A 17,629-nucleotide genomic window follows, 5' to 3' on the forward strand; every position below is an offset into this window, starting at 1 on the left:
TCGTCGCAAGGGCTCCTCGCAATGACGGGGAGGGGCCTTTCAATTCAACGGCTAGTTCTTCGGCGGCGTTTCCCAGTTGATCTCGTCCAGCGGCGACATGACGCCCCAGATCGTGGTAGGCAGGCTTGCCAGGCCCTTGCTGAAAGCGTTGTGGTACGGCGAGGCATTGACGAAGTAGATCGGCACGTCCGCCACCACGATCTTCTGGAATTCCGAATACATCGCCGTGCGCTTCTCTGGCGAGGTTTCGCGCGCGGCGGCGGCCAGCAGCTCATCGACCTTCGGGTTGCTGTATTGCTGGGTGTTCGACCAGATGATGCCCTTGCGGATGTTGCTGGTGAGATAGGTGCGGTCGACGCCGATCACCGGGTCGCCCCAGTTGAACACGGTGTCCATCGTCATGTCGAAATCGAAGCTGGAAACACGCTGCGCCCAGGTCGGGAAGTCCGGTGCGGCGCGAACCTCGAGATTGATGCCGGCGCGCTTCAACTGCGAGCGCAGATATTCGGCGACATTGCGCTGCTGTTCGTCGGTGCCTGGGATATAATCGATCGTCAGCGCCATCCGCGAGCCGTCGGGCTTCTTCGGATAGCCGGCGGCGTCGAGCAATTCGCCGGATTTGGCGAGATCGAGCTTGTACTTCTCGACATTCGGCTCGTCGAGTGGCGATCCCGGCGCGATCGGGCCGGTGGCGGCTACAGCCTTGCCGGACATCAATTTGCTGGTAATGAAGTCGCGGTTGGCGGCATAGGCAATCGCCTGCCGCACGCGAACGTCATCCAACGGCTTTTTCTTGGTATTGAAGGCCAGCCAGTTGATGGGTCCGATGCCGGTGAAGCCCTTGTTGGTGACGGTGACACCCGGCATTTTCTCCAGGCGCTCGATGTCGCGGACGCCAGTCACGAACGGCAGCACGTTGACATCCGCGCGTTCGATCGAGACCAAGGCAGCGTTGGAGTCGGACACGATCCGCACCACGATCTTGTCGAGCTTCGGCCGGCCGGCGATGAAGAATTTGTCGAACTTCTCCAGCGTATAGAATTCACCCTGCTTGTATTCGGTGAGGCGGTACGGGCCGGAGCCGACCGGCTTCAAATTCGCCGGATGGCTTTTGACGTCCTGGCCGTCGCCGTAGATGTGCTTGGGCAGGATCGGCATCAGCGCCGGCGACATGGCCAGCAGCAGCGCGGGATGCGGATGGGTCAGCTTGATCACTGCGGTGAACGGATCGGGAGTCTCCACCTTGTCGACGGCCGCCAGCATGGTCTGGAACGGGTGGTTGGCCTTGATGGTCATGATCGAGAAGGCGACGTCTTCCGAGGTAACCGGCTTGCCGTCGTGGAACACGGCGTTCTTGACCAGTTTCAGCGTCACGGACAGGCCATCCGGCGAGACCTCCCAGGATTCCGCCAGATACGGCTTCGGATTCCAGTTGTCGTCGTAGCGCAGCGGACTTGCGAAGATCTGCGTCGAGGGCATCGCCGTGGCGAGGCCGGACTGTACTGCGCCGTTGAAATGTCGCGGCACCTGGCTGGTGGCCATCACCAGCGTGCCGCCATCGGCGGCAGATGCGCGCCAGTTGTGGGTGCCGGAGGCGGCCAGCGTTACGGCGAGGCCGAGCGCGCAATTCAGAAAAATGCGTTTCAGCGACATGGTATCTGTCCTTCTCTCAAGGGAATGGAAATTGCCGGCGGTTGAAGGCCGCCATGATGGTCAAATGCCGGTGGGGCAGCGAGTGCGCGGTCGAGAATGCGATCGAGCTCGGCGGGATCGGGCAGGTCATCGGTGCCGACGCCGACCAGCAGGATGTCGCGTTCTGGCGCTTCCACGGGCGTCAGCGACCAGTCGCGGCCGACCATCTGCAGCAGCGACGGCCCGGTATCGCCGGCAAGGGTGCAGGCGCCCTTGAGGCGCAGCAATTGCGGCGGCAGCGCGCGCAACGCGGTTTCAAGCCGCACGCGATCGAAGCTGCCGCCGCGCTGATATTGCCAGCGTTTGAACTGCTGCTCGTGATCGGCGACGTCCGGCACCGCGTCGGCGCGGAACGGCGATGTCGTCTTGCGGTTAGCCTGCGGCAGGTCGGGCATCGTCTGCTCCGACGTCTCGACAATCTTCATTCCCTCGCGCAAGGCAGCGACGGCCGCCGAAGCCGCGCGTGTCGCATGCGCGTCGACCAGATCGGTCTTGTTGAGCAGCACCAGGTCACAGCGCTCGAACTGGTTGCGCACGGTATCGCCGACGTGGGGGTCGGCTAGCAGCGCCGCGATCCGCGTGGCGTCTGCCAGCACGATCACGGCGTTGAGGTGCAGGCTGGGCTCCACCAGGGCGATCTCGGCGATCCGCCAGGGATCGCCGACGCCTGACGCCTCGATGATAATGTGGTCGAACGGGATTTTTTCATCGAGAATCCGGCCGAGCGTTTCCAGGAAGCCGCCACCGATGCTGCAGCAGACGCAACCGTTGGTCAGCGTCATCGTGGCGCCGTCATGCCTGGCGATCAGGCCGGCGTCGATATTGACCGCGCCGAAATCGTTGACGAGCACGGCAAAACGCGAACGTCCGGTGCGCAACAAATGATTGAGATACGTCGTCTTGCCCGCACCCAGGAAGCCGCCAACGACCGTTACGGGAATGGTTGGCGGCTTGTCGGTCATGCGCGCGGCGCCTCGCGGACGCGGCCGCCGACCACGGTGCCCCATACCGCGATGTCCTTGATCGCTTCCGGTGCCACGTCGAACGGGTCTTCTTCCAGCACGGCGAAGTCGGCGTATTTGCCGGTCTCGATGCTGCCGACCAGATGATCCATCTTGAGGGTGTAGGCGGCGCTGATGGTGATCGCGGCCAGTGCCTGTTGCACGGTCAGCGCTTCAGTCGCCTTGCCGAGTTCGCGGCCGCCCGACGAGATGCGGTTGACGGCGCACCAGGCGGTGAACAGTGGACTCAGCGGCGTCACCGGCGCGTCGGAATGGATCGCATAGGGCACGCCGATGCGCTGCGCGGTGCCGGTGGCGTCGAGCCGATGCGCGCGCTCCGGACCCATCGTCAGGTCATAATGCGAGTCGCCCCAGTAATAGACGTGGTTGGCGAACAGATTGACGCACAGGCCGAGCGACTTCATGCGACGGAACTGCGCCGCATCGGCCATCTGGCAATGCTGCAGCGTATGCCGGTGGTCCGGACGGGGTGCTGCGATCTGCGCCGCCTCGACGGCGTCGATCGCCACTTCGGTGGCTTCGTCGCCATTGGTGTGGATGTGTAGCTGGATGCCGGCGCGGTGATAGGCCTCGACGATGACAGGCAATTCTTCCGGCGCGATGTACCAAAGGCCATTTGGCGCGCCGTTGTAGTAGCCGGGCCAGCGCAGCCGTGCGGTGAAACCCTGGATCGAGCCATCGACCACCAGCTTGACGATGCCGTAATGCAGTTTGTCGTTATTCGTCGCCTTCAACACGGCCAGCTTCGCGACCGCCTGTTCCGGCGTGTGCGACACCGAAGCCAGCGCCGGCACCAGCCGCACCGAAAAGGCATCGCGCCGGCTGGCCGCGCGATAGACCTCGACGGTCTGGTCGGCGAGATCGTTGTGCAGGTCGGTGATGGTGGTGACGCCCTGCACGCAGGCGGAGGACGCGTAGCGGTTGACGTCCTCCAGGGTGAGATTGCCCGACAGCGGGTTGCTGCCGAGCACGCGGAACACCCGGAAGCGTGCGGCGATGCCTTGGATTTCGCCGGACGGCTCGCCATCCGTGCCGAACACCACACCGGAGATGTTTGTGGTGCGATCGAGCTCGGCGCGCTTCAGCACCAGCGTGTTGACATTGCTGATATGGAACGAGGCATGAACCACCATGATGGGCGGGTGGTCGTGACCCTGTCGAGGTCCTGTCGGGTCAGGGAGATGCTGCCGATATGCAGAGGATCGAAACCCCAAGCGTAGAGCGGCGCGTCCGGATCGGTCATCGCGGCTTCGGCTTCCTGCAGCCGGGCGACGATGGCATCGATATCTGGCAGGCCCTTGACGAGTTTGCCGTCCGGCGCGCGGCGATCGAACGCGCCGACATACGGCAGCGTCCACATCATGCCTTCCATGATGTGGCTGTGGCCTTCGACGAAGCCCGGCAGCAGCACCTTGTCCTTGAAGCGGTCGTCGAGCGTGGGGCCGTTGCCGCCGATTTCATCGAGGCTGCCGACCGCAACGACGCGGCCGTCGCGCACCGCGACATGGGTCGCAAGGGGGCGCGACGGGTTCATCGTCACGATCTTGCGGGCCGAAAAGATCACGGTATCTGCGTTCACGGGCCGCCCTCAAACTTGTCCATGAAAGCGTGACGCGGGGAACAGGGTCAAGCCAGCGCCAGATCGCACGCACGAATGGGGCCAGTGGCCTGCGAATTCGCGGAGGCTGGCGCGGCTTTTGCTTTGCAGATGGATTGAGAACAGGGAAGATGGCGAGACCCTGCTTCCGGTGGAGCTGTTGATGGCGAATTTGAGTGTCCCTACCCTGAGTGCCGCGGCAGAGGCCCGGCCGATTCCGTCGGGGATCAGCGATGCTCTGTTCTGGGGCTCGCTGTTTCTCGATCTCGACCGCCGCGGCCCGTTCCTGCAATTGCAGATCCGCCAGATGATCTATGCCGCGATCGAGGAAGGCCGGCTTTCCCTTGGCGTGCGGATGCCGTCGAGTCGCGAACTGGCGGCTTTGTTGCAGGTGTCGCGCAATACCGTGGTGATCGCCTACGAGCAGTTGGTCGATCAGAATTTTCTCGTCTCGCGCGAACGCTCCGGCTATTTCGTCGCCGGTCTGCCGAAGCATCTGGGCACCGCTGCGGCCATCCGGCCAGCCGCCATCGAAGGCGACGCCGCGCGCTGGACCGATCGCTACGCGGTGCGGCCATCGACCCACCGCAACATCGTCAAGCCGCTGAACTGGCAGGACTATCCATACCCGTTCATCTTCGGGCAGTTCGATCCCAGCCTGTTTCCCACCAACGACTGGCGCGAGAGCGCGCGTGCGGCTTTGTCCGTACCGGAGATCAACAACTGGGCGCGCGACACCATCGACGAGGACGATCCGGCGCTGATCGAGCAGTTGCGACTGCAGGTGCTGCCACGCCGCGGCGTTCGCGCGCGTCCCGACGAGATCATGATGACCATCGGCGCGCAGCATGCGCTGTACCTGATCGCGACCTTGTTTACCAAGTCTTCGACCCGCATCGGCCTGGAAGATCCGGGCTATCCCGATGCCCGCAACATCTTCGGCATGCTGACGCAAAGCATCGTGCCGTTGCAGGTCGATGGCGACGGCCTGGTGCCGGATGCAGAATTCGAGAGCTGCGACCTAGCCTATGTTACCGCCGGTCATCAGTGCCCGACCACGGTGGCGATGCCGCACGCGCGGCGGCTCGAATTGCTGAAGAAGGCGCAAGAGCACGACATCCTGCTGATCGAGGACGATTACGAAAGCGAGCTGATCTCCGAGGGCGCCGAGCTGTCGCCGCTGATGAGCCTCGATCGCAACGAGCGTGTGCTCTATGTCGGCAGCTTCTCGAAGGTGCTCGCGCCCGGCCTGCGGCTCGGCTACGTGGTCGCGCCGGCGCCGGTGATCCGCGAATTGCGCGCGCTGCGCCGCCTGATGCTGCGGCATCCGCCGCTCAACAACCAGCGCGTTGCGGCGCTGTTCATCGGCTTGGGGCATTACCGCTCCCATCTGCAGCGCGTGTCGCGCGTGCTGCTGGAACGCGCGCACGCGATCGACCGGCTGCTGCCGGAGTATCTCGCCGGCTGCACCTGGCTGCGCGGCGCGGGCAGCACCAGCTACTGGGTGACGTGCCCGCCGTCGGTCAATGCCGCCGAACTCGCGGAGGCGGCGCGCAACGAAGGCGTCGTGATCGAGCCCGGCGACATATTCTCGATGGTCGAGGGCGCCAACCGCCGCTGCTTCCGGCTCGGCTTCTCCTCGATCCGCACCGACCGCATCGAGCCCGGCCTCGCGCGCCTCGGCAGGTTGATTTCAAAGATGTCCTGATCAGAGCAGTTCGCTGATGCCCTTGGCGGCGCTCACCAGCGCGATCAAGCCGAGGCTGATGATGGAGACGCGGCGGTGCAGGGCGTCGTTGCTCCGGACAAAGGCCATGTGGCCGATCTGCGTCCCGATCCACATCATAGGCAGCCCGAGCAGCGACAGGCACAGCGTCTGCACCGTGATCAGGCCGATCGCGAGGCCCGATGTCATCGCCGCGACCGACGTCAGCAGGAAGAACACCATCAGGGAGGCCCGCACGGCGGCGCGCGGCAGCGGCACCGACATGTAATAGGCCACGGCCGGCGGGCCGGGCATGGCGGCCAGGCCGTTGAACAGGCCGGCGAGAAAGCCGGTGAATGTGGTCGGCGCCCGGCCGGGCATTGTGGCCAGCGCAAAGCCCCGGCCCAGCGCCAGCACCGCCAGCAGCGTGATGGCGCTGATCACCAGCCGCGCCACCGGCGTGGGCACATGGCTCAGCACCAGCGCGCCGATCGGCGAACTGATCGCGGCGCCCAGCATCATCCAGCGCAGCGATGGCCAGTGGCAGGATTTCGTGGCATGGCGAAAGTCGATCAGGCTGCCCATCAGTTGCAGCCCGATCGCCACCGGCACGGCCTGGGTCGGCGGCATGAACAGGCCGAGCAGTGGCACGGCGGCCAGCGCGAAGCCGAAGCCGGTAAAGCCGCGCAAGATTGCCGCTGCGAACACCGCTGTAATCGACAAGGCGATCAGGCGCGGGGTCAGCAACGGCCCCAGCGCGGCGATGGAGAGCAGCACATCAGGCATTCCCGACCATGCCGGGTTCAGCCGATGCTCGAAGGGGCCAATGCGACCTCATTGGTTGGGCCAGAGTGCGCTCTGGCCGGGCGTTGCGCCGCAACTGGCCCTAATCGCCCGGCGATACGGCTGGCATCCTGTCCGTCAGCAGCCTTCGCGCCGACACCAGAAAGTTATTCATGTCCGACCTTCAAAGCCAGCGCGAAGCGCTCCTCGTCCGCCTGTTCGAGGCCTTCAACAGGCACGACGGCCAAGGCGTGATGGCATGCATGACCTCGGACGTGGTGTTTGACACCGCGGTTGGCCTGGAAATGTTCGGCCGCCGCATCACCGGCACCGCCGATGTGCAGGCGGCATTCGAGGCCGTGTGGGGTGCGATGCCCGACGTGAGCTGGACCTGTACGCAGCATTCGGTGTTCGGTGACCGCGGCCTGTCGGAATGGATTTTTCGCGGCACCGCCGCCAACGGCACCCGCATCGAGGCCGAAGGCTGCGATCTGTTCACCTTCAGCGGCGACAGGCTGTCGCGCAAGAGTGCCTTCCGCAAGGATCGCCCGGCGCTGCCGGCCCAGGCAACGACGCCATGACCGCATCGTCGCCCTACGACCAGCATTACGATCCCCTAGTTTCGGCCGGGCCGGGCCAGAACCGGCACTACGCGCCGACCTACTGGGTCGATACCGCCGGCACGCCGCCGCAGGATGACGGTCCGCTCAGCGCCGACATCGACGCCGACGTGGCCATCATCGGCTCCGGCTACACCGGGCTCGCCTGCGCGATCTTTCTGGCGCGCGAATTCGGCATCAAGGCCGTGGTGCTGGAAGCCAACCGCGTCGCCTGGGGCTGCAGCACGCGCAATGGCGGGCAGGGTCAGAACGCCGCCGGCCGGCTGTCGCGCTCGCAGTGGATCGAGCGCTGGGGCCGCGACATCGCGCTCAAGCTGCATACCGAGATCATGGACGGCTTCGAGACTTTCGAGGGCCTGATCGCGTCCGGCAACATCGCGTGCGAGCCGCAGCGCGGCGGCCATCTGCACATCGCGCACCGGCAGCGCGTGCTCGATCGCCTAGCGGCCGAATCCCGCGTGCAGAACGAAGTGTTCGGCTACAGGGCACGCATGCTGTCCGCCGAAGACGTGCGCCGCGACTACGTCAATGAGGCGGAAGCCGTCGGCGCGCTGCACGAACCGCTCGGCACCGGCGTACATGCCGCCAGGCTGGCGTTCGGCTATCAGCGCATGGCGCGCGAACTCGGCGCCAAAATACATCCCGGCAGCCCGGTGCTGGAGATCAGCACCGTCGACGGCGTGCATCATTTGCGCACACCTAGCGGCACGGTGCGCGCCCGCGCCGTCGGAATTGCCACCGGTGCCTATACCGCGGGCAAGCTTACGCCCGTGCTGCGCGGCCGCTGCATGCCGATCCTGTCGAATTCGATCGTCACGCGCCCGCTGACGGAGGCCGAACTCGACGCCACCGGCTTCCGCACGACCCAGGTCATCACCGACACCCGCACGCTGCGCTACTACTATCGCCGCCTGCCAGACAACCGCATCCAGATCGGCAGCCGCAGCGCCATTACCGGTGCCGACGCCGCGCATCCGCGCCACCTGCAATTGCTGGTCGACGGGCTGCACCGCAAGTTTCCGGCATTGACCGGAATCGAGATCGATTATTCCTGGTGGGGCTGGGTCGATGTCAGCCACGACATGATGCCGCGCATCTTCCGCCCCGATCCCGGGCAGACGCTGTTCTACGCGCTCGGCTATGGCGGCAACGGCGTGTCCTATTCGGCGCAGGCCGGCCGCCGCATGGCGCAGATGATCGGCGGCCAGAGTTTTGTCGGACAAGACCTGCCGATCTTCACCTCGCCCTTGCCGACGCATCCGTTCTCGCCTTTCCGGCGCATCGGCCAACGCATGCTGTACCGGCTGTACCAGATGCGCGACGAGGCAGCGTAGCGACCTGCATGCAATACAGATAGAATTCAGAGATACCGAACTGGATTGACTGTAAAGTATTTGTAAGGGACAGTTGTTGGCGCAAAAGCGACCACGGACGTGACGCCGGTGGTCGTTGAGTTATAGCTCGATCTGCTCAGCCATATTTAATGCGTCATCGACCTCAATCCCGAGATATCGAACTGTGCTCTCCAACTTCGTGTGGCCGAGGAGAACCTGAACGGCGCGCAGGTTGTCGGTCTTTCGGTAGATCTGGGCGGCTTTCGTACGCCGCATCGAGTGCGTGCCGTACAATACAGTCTCCAAGCCTATGCTTTCGACCCGGCGATGTACCAGCCGGGCATATTGACGGGTAGAAATGTGAGGCTTGCATGAAGTCGAATCGGAAAGAGAAATCGAGAACCGGTTGCCCGGAACATTGGCAGCCAGGCTTGAACAGAATTTCTTGACTTCTCCGAGATCTCGAATTGGACGGGTCGACCAGTCTTCTTCTGGACGACCGTCGCCAGGTGCCGCACTTTAAATCCTGAAAAAAATGTCGTGCAAACGTAGCTTGACCAAGTCACAGGCGCGAAGCTTGCTGTCGAGGCGGTCGGGCTTCTTGAGCAGAAGGCTCGCCAGCATCGCGACGATCAGCGCCGCGCCCAGCGCGTAGAAGGTGTCGCTGAAGGCAAGGATGTAGGCCTGCTTCTGCACGATATGGCCGATAGCTACATAGGCGCGATGCGCGGCGTCAACGGGATCGGTGACGCCGTGGTTCGTGAAATACTGCGTAAGCTGCTCGATCCGGTTACGGGTGGCCTGCGCGAGCACTGACACCGACTGTGACAGTACGTTGGAGTGATACTGCTCGCGCTTGGTCAGCAGCGTCTGCAGTGCGGCAATGCCAATAGCGCCGCCAAGCTGGCGCATCATGTTAAACAACGCGGACGCGGACCCGGCATTCACCGCCTCTATTCCGGCAGTTGCGACCGCCGAGAGCGGTGCGAACATGAGGGCCTGACCAATGGCACGGACGACGTTCGGCCAAAACAATTGATCGGCGGCATAGTCGCTGGTCATGTAGATGTTCATGAAGTTCGAAGCGGCGAATAGCCCAAAGCCAATGCCGATCATGATGCGCGGATCGATGCGCTTCATCAGGCGTGGCACCAGCGGGATCAGTACGAGCTGCGGCAGCCCGGTCCAGGCCAGCACCGTGCCGATTTGCTCAGAATTGTAGCCTTGAACGCGCGATAGATAGACGGGCAGAATGTACACCGAACCGTACAAGGCGACGCCGAGCAGGAAGTTCGCGAGAACTCCGAAGCCGAAATTTCGGCGGAATAACAGGCGCAAGTTCAACAGCGGTTTCTTGCTGGTCAGTTCGATGAAGACGAACAGCGGTAGCGCGATCGCGGCGATGACGGCGAAGCGGACGATGAAGGGTGAACCGAACCAGTCATCCTTGTTGCCTTCTTCCAGTACGGTCTGCAGCGCCGAGAGGCCGATCGCCATGGTGATGATGCCAAGCCAGTCGCCGTCGCGCAGCAGCGACAGCTTCATCGGTTTTGCTTCCAATGAAAAGTAGAGCATACCGATCATGATCGCGCCGGGCACGATGTTGACGTAGAAAATGTATTGCCAGCCCCAGTTCTCGGTGAGATAGCCGCCGATGGTCGGCCCGATGGCAGGAGCAAACGTCGCCGAGATCGCAAACAGCGCCTGGCCGATCGGCTGTTTTGCCTTCGGCAACAACGTAATGATCAGCGTGAACGCCAGGGGGATCAGCACGCCGCCGGTAAATCCCTGCACCGCGCGCAGCGCGATCATCTGTGGCAGGTTCTGCGCCAGCGCGCAGGCCGCCGAGAACACTAGGAAGAGGACGGCGTTGGTCAGGAGGTAGATGCGGACAGAGAACACCTGGGCAAGCCAGCCGCTCAGGGGGATCACGACAATCTCGGCGATCAAATAGGAGGTCGAGATCCAACCGCCATCGTCGATGCCCGCGCCGATCCCGCCCTGAATATTGGCCAGCGAGGCATTGACGATCTGGATGTTGAGCACCGCCATGAAGGCGCCGAGCGTGGCGCCGATCACCGCTATCCAGGTTTTTGCCGAGACGGCGGGAGCCGCTGCGGTTGGCCGACCTTCGCTGGCGGGAATGGTGTCGGCGATAGTTTGCAGTGCGGTCATGGTTTTCTGCTCGCGTGCGAGGGGCGCGTTCGTTGAATTGCGCGGCTAGGGGCCGCGCGACGCCAGCCGCTTCTCGGCTTCGCGTTCGGCGACAGCCGCCGACTTGGTGTTCACGGTCGGCACCGCGGACATGCCCGGGCGCAACAGGCCGTTCAGGCTCTGGTCGTCGAGCACGATCTTCACCGGCACGCGCTGCACGATCTTCGTGAAATTGCCGGTCGCGTTGTCGGGTGGCAGCAGCGTGAATTCCAGGCCGCTCGCCGGCGACAGGCTGTCGACATGGCCCCTCAGCCTGGTCGATTGGAAGCTGTCGACGTACAGGTCTACCGGCTGGCCGTTGCGCATATGGGTGAGCTGGGTCTCCTTGAAATTGGCCACCACATAGACCGCATCCAGCGGCACAACCGCCATCAGCTGGGTTCCCGCCTGCACATATTGTCCGACCCGGAGCGAGCGTGCGCCGACGGTGCCGTCCACCGGCGCGGTGATCTGCGTGTAAGAGAGGTTAAGCGCGGCCTGCTGCTCGACAGCGCGGGAATGATCGAGCTGCGCGACAGCCTTGGCCCGCTCGGTCGACAGCACCTCGATCCTCTTGTTGGCCGCGACCAGGCCCGACTTGCCCTGCTGCAGCTGTGCGTTCTGTGCGCGCAAGGCGGCGTCGGTCTGTTGTGCGCGCTGTACCGTGCCGGAACCGGACTTCATCAAGCCGTCGTAACGGGTGCGCTCTTCCTGTGCGAACTTCAGAGTTGCCTCGGACGCATCAACCTCCGCCGCCTGCTGCTGGATCAGCGGCCACTGTAGTTCGATCTGCGCATTGAGGCTACGCACCGCGGCCTCGGAGGCCATGACATCAGCCTTGGCCTGGCTCAATGCGGTTTTGAAATCACGGTCGTCAATTCGGGCCAGAAGCTGCCCGGCCGCAACCTTCTCGTTGTCGGCGATCAGCACCTCGGAAATGTAACCCGAGACCTTCGGTGCGATGATTGTCGAGTCGGCTTTCACATAGGCATCGTCGGTTGATTCCAAATAGCGGCCGGTGGTGAGGTAGTAGTGGCCGAAAGCGGCGCTGCCGGTGATACCGAGTACTGCTGCCAGTGCAACCGCCGCTCGCTGTATTGCCTGCCGCGACGGGCGAAGGCTGGTTTTGACGTTCCGGTCAGCAGCAAAGGAAACGGTCGACATGGCATTCTCCGAAATGTGTAGGCCGCGCCAAATTCACTCTCGAAAGCGGGTCCGACCATTGTTAGCTGACTGAAAGCGCGGCATTCACTCATACATTTGGCGCCGATCACTCATACATTGATGTGAACGAAATCGTCCCAACGTTGGATGGTTCAGAAAGAAGGGGGCAGGCACTGTTTGTCCCTTGCCACTGGTGTCGTGATGTTGGTGGCTTCGATAGGAGGCCGCTGCGGCATTGGCGAAACGGAGTGGGTAAGTCGACGAGTGTGAAGTTGAAATGGCGCAACTGGACGCGACAAATGCGGGAAGAATTTTCCATGAAGAACATTGGAAGCAGGGCGCGCACCGCATTTGCGCCGAAAATGTCGGCGCGCCTGGGTGTCGGCTCATGGGTGGTCTTGATTGTGCTGGTAGCGCTGTTGTTTGGCGCCTGTGTTGTTGCCTATCTCGGCTGGAAGCTCGCAGACCGTGTCGATGTGCCAATTTCAGGTTATGTTGCGATGGTAGTCGGAGTTATTGCTTCTCTCGCTGTCGGGTTTGGCCTGATGGCACTCATTTTCTACAGTAGCCGAAAAGGGTATGATGAGCCGCCGGTACTGATCGTTCCGGAAGATGACTTCAAAGAGTTCGAGCCTCCCTCGAAGAGAGCGAATTAGCGCAACAATTCTGGATCTCGATCCAAACGTCAGCAGGATGTCGAGTGTTGAGGTTGGTTCAAATGACGTACCGACGATGCCCCCCAAAGGAACGCGTGTATCGCGCTGGGCAACTACGTGCTCACCCACTATGGGTCAACCGACACCACCATCACCGAACAACAGGTCGGCGAGGAGCGTCGGGGCGGTCCTTCGTCTCCATTGCTCGCACTTGCCCGCGGCGGCATGGCAACCGCGGCGGTCGTCGTGCTCCTGGGCATTGCCTTTCTCATCTTCCGTCGACGCAAGAATTCCGTTTCGTTCCAGCGCGGGCAGCAAGTCTGAGTTCTCGATAGGCGACGACGAGTTCATCGAATGAGAAGCCGCGGTTGCGTCCACTCGGATTGGGAAGGACCCATGCGCGGGTACCGCCGAACAGTCCTGTCTGCGGGCCCCACTCGACGGTTGATCGGTCGATGATCGCGCTGTAGGCCTTCTTGCCGAGGAACGCCACAAAGCCCGGTTTATGCACCTCGATTTTCCGCCTGAGGGTGTCCGATGCGCCGGCGAATTCACTGACTGAAATCTGGTCAACGCTCGCGGTGGGGCGGGCAACGACTGTCGTCAGTCCACAGCCTTCGTTGAGCAGCAACCGGTCGTCGGCCGGCTCGAATAGCCGCGGCGTGAACCCGGACCTGAAGAGCACCGGCCAGAACCGGTTGCCGCGGCCGACAAAGTGGTGGCCGGCGTCTGCGGCGCAGAGGCCGGGGTTAAGCCCGCAGAAGACCACATCGAGGTCGTCAGCCAGGATGTCGGGTAAGCCACTCATGGCGCGAAAGCCTGTTTCATGAACGAGGTCATGTTCCGCCTGCCAACCATTCGCTAATCCCGTTTTGCGACATAGCCGCTCATACCTTGATATGACGGACCTCCGCCGAGGGTTGTATGGCCGAACACACTGGCGGCTTGCAGAATGGCGGCCGTCCTTCGGAGGAGGAAGACAATGTGCGAGCTGTCCTCATCGGAAAGTTGGCGAGGGGTACTCGCAGCAACACGCGCCTCGCGGGCGTTGCGGTTCAGGTCGCGTCCACGCTGCATCCACAGATTACGCTCACTGCACTCCTGGCAACCTCCCTCAGTTCGGCACGGCGAACGCCGGCACGGGCGCGGATCGCGATCGTGTGCATGGTGGCTGATGCGAGGATCGCAAGCGCCGCGGGATCCGCATCGAGCTTCAGTTCGCCTCGTTCAATTGCCGTGCGGAAACGGACTTCAAAATCGGCATCAATCATACGGAGTCCGGCCGCTACGCTGCTGCGGATCGCAGCATCTTCGCCGGCTTCGGTTATCGCGGTCCCGATCACAAAGCAGCCGCGCGCGCCTCCTTTACCCGAAAAATAGATGGACAACGCTGCTTCATAGGCAAGCATCAGGCTTTCGCCCAAGGGACGGTCGTGCGCGAGCGCCTCCCGTGTCGCGGCTAGGCTGATCTCCCAATAGCGCGCGAGCGCCTCGAGATAGATCGCGTGCTTGTTGCCGAATGCCGCATAGAGACTTGGTGGATTCATGCCGGTTGCGGCGGCGATGCTGTCGAGGGAAGTGCCGGAATAGCCGGTCTTCCAGAAGGTCTCTGTCGCCTGCTTGAGTGCGACCTGTGTGTCGTAGGCGCGGGGCCGCCCCCGGCGCGCTGGTCCCGTTTCGCTCTTTTTTCGTGCCATATCGCAAATCACCCTGGTCGCTGCGTGTTCATACCACATTTGTAGGTAACGTTACAAAATTAAATGGACAAGCATCTTGATTGCTGCATTGTAGTGCAATATTTATACGAGGCGTTACAAAATACAATAGAGGTGAGGGCTTTCCATGGGATTGAATGTTTCGCCAGTTGTCGGCTGGAATGGCGACCGCCAGGAGTTCCGCGCGGTTGCGGATATCGGTGTGACCTCTGCGGCAGTGGCGGACGCTGCGGTGGAGACGCAATTCGATAGAGTTGTCGGTGGCGCCGCACCCGATCGAATGCCCGTGTTGCCCGCAAGGACGCTCAGGGACCGGCTGCGCCGGCCCCTGATGCTCGCAGTGCCGCTCGTGGTGGCCGTGCTCGGCGCCGCCATGTATCTCGCCGAGGAGCCCTACGTCTCGACCGACAACGCGTTCGTTCGCGCGGCAAAGGTTACCATCAACGCCCGGGTCGCCGGCCAGGCGGTCGAAATCGCCGTCCGGGACAATGAACGCGTCCGGCAGGGCCAGGTCCTGTTCCGAATCGATCCCGAGGCCTACCAGATTGCTGTCGATCAGGCTGCGGCGCGGCTTGGCAGCGCGCGCCTCCAGATCGAATCGCTTAAAGCGACCTATCGCCAACAACAGGCGGAACTACAGTCGGCGAGGGATTCGGCTACCTTTGACGAGCGCGAGTATGGACGCAAGAAAGCGCTGGTCGTCTCCGATTTTACCCCGCGCGCGGTGTTCGAGCGCGCCGAGACGAATTTCAAGATCGCCCGTCAACGCGTCGCGTCGATCGAACAACAGATCGCCAACACCGTGGTAGCGCTGGACGGCGATCCTGACATTGAGAATGATCGCCACCCGACAGTTCGCGCGGCCAAGGCGCAACTCGACCGCGCCCGGCTCGATCTCTCTTATGCGACGGTGACGGCGCCCGACGACGGCATCGTGACCAAGGTAGATGATCTGCAAGTCGGCGGTTTCGTCAATTCCGGTGCGCCCGTGTTCTCGCTGTTGTCGAGCCGGCGGATCTGGATCGAGGCGAATTTTCGCGAAACCGGCCTGATCCACATGCGGCCGGGTCAAGAGGCGACGATCGATGTCGATGCCTATCCGGATCGCAAGTTCAACGCGCACATCGTCAGCATGAGTCCGGGCACTGGTTCTGATTTCGCGGTCCTGCCGCCCGAGAATGCGACCGGAAATTGGGTTAAGGTTGTCCAGCGTCTGCCGGTGCGGCTCGAGCTGGATGAGGTCCATCCGAACCGGCCGCTGTTCTCGGGCATGAGTGTGACGGCGCGGGTCGACACCGGCTATCGCCGCACCTGGTTTCATCTGCTCCCGCCGGCGCGTGCGACGGAGGTCAAATGAGTGTTGCTCTCCCATTGACCGCTGCAGCCAGCGGCCATCGTGCAATTACCGTGGCGGCGCTGATGGCGACCTACACGGAAGCGGTGAACATCTCGCTGCCGAATGCGGCCCTGCCGCATATCCAGGGCACGCTATCGATGGCCAACGACGAGGTCGGCTGGGTGTTTACGGCCTATATGGCGGCGGGCGCCGCCGTCATGCCCATGGCGCGCTGGCTGGCGGGGCGCTATGGCCGCAAGACGGTCTATCAGGTGGCTCTCGCTGTCTTCGTGGTCGGCCTGATCCTCAACACGCTGGCGACAACGTCCCTCCAGTTCGTGTTCGCCCGGATCATCCAGGGAGCCGCGAGCGGCACGTTCGCGCCTTTGTCGCTGGCGACGCTGCTGGATGTGCTGCCGCAGCCGCGTCATGCCCGGATCACCCTGGCGTGGTCGGTGTGCATCGTGCTCGGTATCAGCAGTGGGGCGAGCATCGGCGGCTGGCTCAGCGAATATCACGGCTGGCGCTCGATCTTCTATTTCAGCCTGCCGATGGCGGCCTTCATCTCCCTGACAGTGGCACTGTTCCTCCCCGAGAAGAGAGCGGAGCAGAACCCGCCCTTCGATTTCTTCGGCCTCGCGACCTTATCGGTTGGCATGATCGGCCTGCAGATGCTGCTCGACCGCGGCGAACGCCTGGAATGGTTCGCCTCGGCGGAAATCTGGGCCGAAGCGGCTGCCTCGGTGCTAGGATTCTATCTTTTCATCGTGCACGTCATGACGACGGATCTGCATTTTCTCAACAAGGCGCTGTTCAGGGATCGTAACTTCATTCTTTCGGCGATCATGTTTTTTGCCGTCGGCTTCGTCCTGCTGCCAACCTTGGCATTGACCTCGCCGATGCTGGAGGAATTGCTCGATTATCCCGTTGATACCACCGGCTACATGACCCTTGCACGCGGTGTCACGCTCGTGGGGGCGGTGGCGCTGATGGGCTTCGCTCCGGCACGAATCGACAACCGTCTGTTCATATTCGGCGGCATGGTGGCGGTGATCTATGCGAATTCGCTGATGCTCGGCTATTCACCGGCGATGGATCGGCGGCTGGTGATTGCAGCGACCCTGCTGCAGGGAACCGGTCTCGGCGTGTTGCTTCCGTCGCTCGGCAAGGTGGCGTTCAGCGCGCTCGATCCGAAATTCCGCCCCGAAGGCACGTCCTTGTTGATCCTGTTGCGCGTCTATGGAAGCACGATCGGCATTGCCGTGGTCCAGATGTTCTTCTACAGCAACACCCAGGCCATGCACCTGGCGCTCGCCAAGAACCTCACACCCTTCCGCACCGCCGCGCATGTCACGGGCTCGATGGCCAAGCCCAGCCTCGCCGCGCTCAACGGCATGATCACCCAACAGGCGGCCGTCGTCGCAGTGATCGACCAGTTCAAGATCCTGATGCTCGCGATGCTGATCGTGAGCCCGCTTGTATTTTTTCTCCATAAGCCGCGGCCGACCACCTAACGCCTGTGGAGTTGTGAAATGACGTCGCAAAGGAAAACAAACATGACAACATCCGATACGCTTCGCGATACGAAGATTCATACGACCCATGGATCAGGCGAGATCCCCGCTGCCGGGTTTGGCACGCTCATTCCGGACCCTCTCGCAACCAAACAGGCGACCAGGGCGGCACTGGAAGCGGGATTTCGACATCTCGATTGTGCGGAACGCTACCGCAATGAAGCCGCGGTGGGCGAAGCGATTCAGGAAGCGTTCAAGGCGGGAACGCTTCAGCGCGAGGATCTGTTCGTCACCACGA

Annotated in this window: 17 protein-coding genes; 7 read left to right on the forward strand and 10 right to left on the reverse strand. The window is 62.7% G+C overall.

Annotation, left to right across the window (positions count from 1 at the left end):
* Window positions 1-51 precede the first annotated feature (51 nt).
* The 4 genes from JWR89_RS00680 to JWR89_RS00695 are packed head-to-tail and all read right to left on the reverse strand — an operon-like array spanning window position 52 to window position 4,293.
* The gene (locus JWR89_RS00680; protein ID WP_299710440.1) at window positions 52-1,653 is read right to left on the reverse strand and encodes an ABC transporter substrate-binding protein; all 1,602 of its coding nucleotides are present in this window, start codon (window positions 1,651-1,653) and stop codon (window positions 52-54) included.
* The gene (locus JWR89_RS00685) at window positions 1,644-2,654 is read right to left on the reverse strand and encodes a CobW family GTP-binding protein (protein ID WP_299710443.1); all 1,011 of its coding nucleotides are present in this window, start codon (window positions 2,652-2,654) and stop codon (window positions 1,644-1,646) included. Before JWR89_RS00685 ends, JWR89_RS00680 begins: the two co-directional genes overlap by 10 nt.
* The gene (locus tag JWR89_RS00690) at window positions 2,651-3,847 is read right to left on the reverse strand and encodes an amidohydrolase (RefSeq protein WP_299710446.1); all 1,197 of its coding nucleotides are present in this window, start codon (window positions 3,845-3,847) and stop codon (window positions 2,651-2,653) included. Before JWR89_RS00690 ends, JWR89_RS00685 begins: the two co-directional genes overlap by 4 nt.
* On the reverse strand, window positions 3,796-4,293 hold the full coding sequence (locus JWR89_RS00695; RefSeq protein ID WP_299710449.1) for a hypothetical protein: 498 nt from the start codon (window positions 4,291-4,293) through the stop codon (window positions 3,796-3,798). The genes JWR89_RS00690 and JWR89_RS00695 overlap by 52 nt, the downstream gene beginning before the upstream one ends.
* A 181-nt stretch (window positions 4,294-4,474) precedes the next feature.
* Between JWR89_RS00695 and JWR89_RS00700 the strand changes: the two genes are divergently transcribed.
* Complete coding sequence (locus JWR89_RS00700) at window positions 4,475-6,019, forward strand: PLP-dependent aminotransferase family protein (protein WP_299710452.1); 1,545 nt, start codon at window positions 4,475-4,477, stop codon at window positions 6,017-6,019.
* Here JWR89_RS00700 and JWR89_RS00705 read toward each other — a convergent pair whose 3' ends face one another.
* Window positions 6,020-6,802 (reverse strand): sulfite exporter TauE/SafE family protein, encoded by a 783-nt coding sequence (locus tag JWR89_RS00705; RefSeq protein WP_299710455.1) that lies wholly within the window; start codon window positions 6,800-6,802, stop codon window positions 6,020-6,022. It lies immediately after the preceding gene.
* Window positions 6,803-6,972: 170 nt separating this feature from the next.
* On the opposite strand from JWR89_RS00705, the gene JWR89_RS00710 reads away from it, so the two are divergent.
* Window positions 6,973-7,380, forward strand: a complete 408-nt coding sequence (locus JWR89_RS00710; RefSeq protein WP_299710458.1) for a nuclear transport factor 2 family protein — start codon at window positions 6,973-6,975, stop codon at window positions 7,378-7,380.
* Window positions 7,377-8,753: an FAD-binding oxidoreductase gene (locus JWR89_RS00715; protein ID WP_299710461.1), complete on the forward strand. Its 1,377-nt coding sequence runs from the start codon at window positions 7,377-7,379 to the stop codon at window positions 8,751-8,753. The genes JWR89_RS00710 and JWR89_RS00715 overlap by 4 nt, the downstream gene beginning before the upstream one ends.
* A gap of 120 nt (window positions 8,754-8,873) precedes the next feature.
* Here the strand turns inward: JWR89_RS00715 and JWR89_RS00720 are convergent, their stop codons facing one another.
* The 3 genes from JWR89_RS00720 to JWR89_RS00730 form a co-directional block, all read right to left on the reverse strand.
* Window positions 8,874-9,059, reverse strand: coding sequence for a tyrosine-type recombinase/integrase (locus JWR89_RS00720; RefSeq protein ID WP_299710463.1), 186 nt, complete (start codon window positions 9,057-9,059; stop codon window positions 8,874-8,876).
* A gap of 213 nt (window positions 9,060-9,272) precedes the next feature.
* Window positions 9,273-10,928, reverse strand: a complete 1,656-nt coding sequence (locus JWR89_RS00725; RefSeq protein WP_299710466.1) for an MDR family MFS transporter — start codon at window positions 10,926-10,928, stop codon at window positions 9,273-9,275.
* 45 nt (window positions 10,929-10,973) lie between these two features.
* A complete protein-coding gene (locus tag JWR89_RS00730; protein ID WP_299710469.1) occupies window positions 10,974-12,110 on the reverse strand; it encodes an HlyD family secretion protein in 1,137 nt (378 codons plus the stop codon).
* Between the two features lie 272 nt (window positions 12,111-12,382).
* Here JWR89_RS00730 and JWR89_RS00735 point away from each other — a divergent pair, with 272 nt between their 5' ends.
* On the forward strand, window positions 12,383-12,766 hold the full coding sequence (locus JWR89_RS00735) for a hypothetical protein (RefSeq protein WP_366142956.1): 384 nt from the start codon (window positions 12,383-12,385) through the stop codon (window positions 12,764-12,766).
* 268 nt (window positions 12,767-13,034) lie between these two features.
* Here the strand turns inward: JWR89_RS00735 and mug are convergent, their stop codons facing one another.
* Together mug and JWR89_RS00745 are read right to left on the reverse strand one after the other, a co-directional pair.
* A complete protein-coding gene (gene mug / locus JWR89_RS00740; protein WP_299710472.1) occupies window positions 13,035-13,574 on the reverse strand; it encodes a G/U mismatch-specific DNA glycosylase in 540 nt (179 codons plus the stop codon).
* Window positions 13,575-13,821: 247 nt separating this feature from the next.
* Window positions 13,822-14,463, reverse strand: coding sequence for a TetR/AcrR family transcriptional regulator (locus JWR89_RS00745; protein ID WP_299710475.1), 642 nt, complete (start codon window positions 14,461-14,463; stop codon window positions 13,822-13,824).
* A gap of 145 nt (window positions 14,464-14,608) precedes the next feature.
* On the opposite strand from JWR89_RS00745, the gene JWR89_RS00750 reads away from it, so the two are divergent.
* The 3 genes from JWR89_RS00750 to JWR89_RS00760 all read left to right on the forward strand — a co-directional run.
* Window positions 14,609-15,838 (forward strand): HlyD family secretion protein, encoded by a 1,230-nt coding sequence (locus JWR89_RS00750; RefSeq protein WP_299710477.1) that lies wholly within the window; start codon window positions 14,609-14,611, stop codon window positions 15,836-15,838.
* Between the two features lie 50 nt (window positions 15,839-15,888).
* Window positions 15,889-17,331 (forward strand): MFS transporter, encoded by a 1,443-nt coding sequence (locus tag JWR89_RS00755; protein ID WP_299710479.1) that lies wholly within the window; start codon window positions 15,889-15,891, stop codon window positions 17,329-17,331.
* Window positions 17,332-17,373: 42 nt separating this feature from the next.
* A partial coding sequence (locus JWR89_RS00760; protein ID WP_299710488.1) for an aldo/keto reductase occupies window positions 17,374-17,629 on the forward strand: 256 nt, incomplete at its 3' end.

Source organism: Tardiphaga sp. (assembly GCF_028290785.1).
Lineage (GTDB): Bacteria > Pseudomonadota > Alphaproteobacteria > Rhizobiales > Xanthobacteraceae > Tardiphaga.

What these genes read in the sequence shown, in the direction of transcription:
- JWR89_RS00680 (WP_299710440.1), bottom strand. Translation starts at nt 1,653, where the DNA reads ATGTCGCTGAAACGCATTTTTCTGAATTGCGCGCTCGGCCTCGCCGTA.
- JWR89_RS00685 (WP_299710443.1), bottom strand. Translation starts at nt 2,654, where the DNA reads ATGACCGACAAGCCGCCAACCATTCCCGTAACGGTCGTTGGCGGCTTC.
- JWR89_RS00690 (WP_299710446.1), bottom strand. Translation starts at nt 3,847, where the DNA reads ATGGTGGTTCATGCCTCGTTCCATATCAGCAATGTCAACACGCTGGTG.
- JWR89_RS00700 (WP_299710452.1), top strand. Translation starts at nt 4,475, where the DNA reads ATGGCGAATTTGAGTGTCCCTACCCTGAGTGCCGCGGCAGAGGCCCGG.
- JWR89_RS00705 (WP_299710455.1), bottom strand. Translation starts at nt 6,802, where the DNA reads ATGCCTGATGTGCTGCTCTCCATCGCCGCGCTGGGGCCGTTGCTGACC.
- JWR89_RS00710 (WP_299710458.1), top strand. Translation starts at nt 6,973, where the DNA reads ATGTCCGACCTTCAAAGCCAGCGCGAAGCGCTCCTCGTCCGCCTGTTC.
- JWR89_RS00715 (WP_299710461.1), top strand. Translation starts at nt 7,377, where the DNA reads ATGACCGCATCGTCGCCCTACGACCAGCATTACGATCCCCTAGTTTCG.
- JWR89_RS00725 (WP_299710466.1), bottom strand. Translation starts at nt 10,928, where the DNA reads ATGACCGCACTGCAAACTATCGCCGACACCATTCCCGCCAGCGAAGGT.
- JWR89_RS00730 (WP_299710469.1), bottom strand. Translation starts at nt 12,110, where the DNA reads ATGTCGACCGTTTCCTTTGCTGCTGACCGGAACGTCAAAACCAGCCTT.
- mug (WP_299710472.1), bottom strand. Translation starts at nt 13,574, where the DNA reads ATGAGTGGCTTACCCGACATCCTGGCTGACGACCTCGATGTGGTCTTC.
- JWR89_RS00745 (WP_299710475.1), bottom strand. Translation starts at nt 14,463, where the DNA reads ATGGCACGAAAAAAGAGCGAAACGGGACCAGCGCGCCGGGGGCGGCCC.
- JWR89_RS00750 (WP_299710477.1), top strand. Translation starts at nt 14,609, where the DNA reads ATGGGATTGAATGTTTCGCCAGTTGTCGGCTGGAATGGCGACCGCCAG.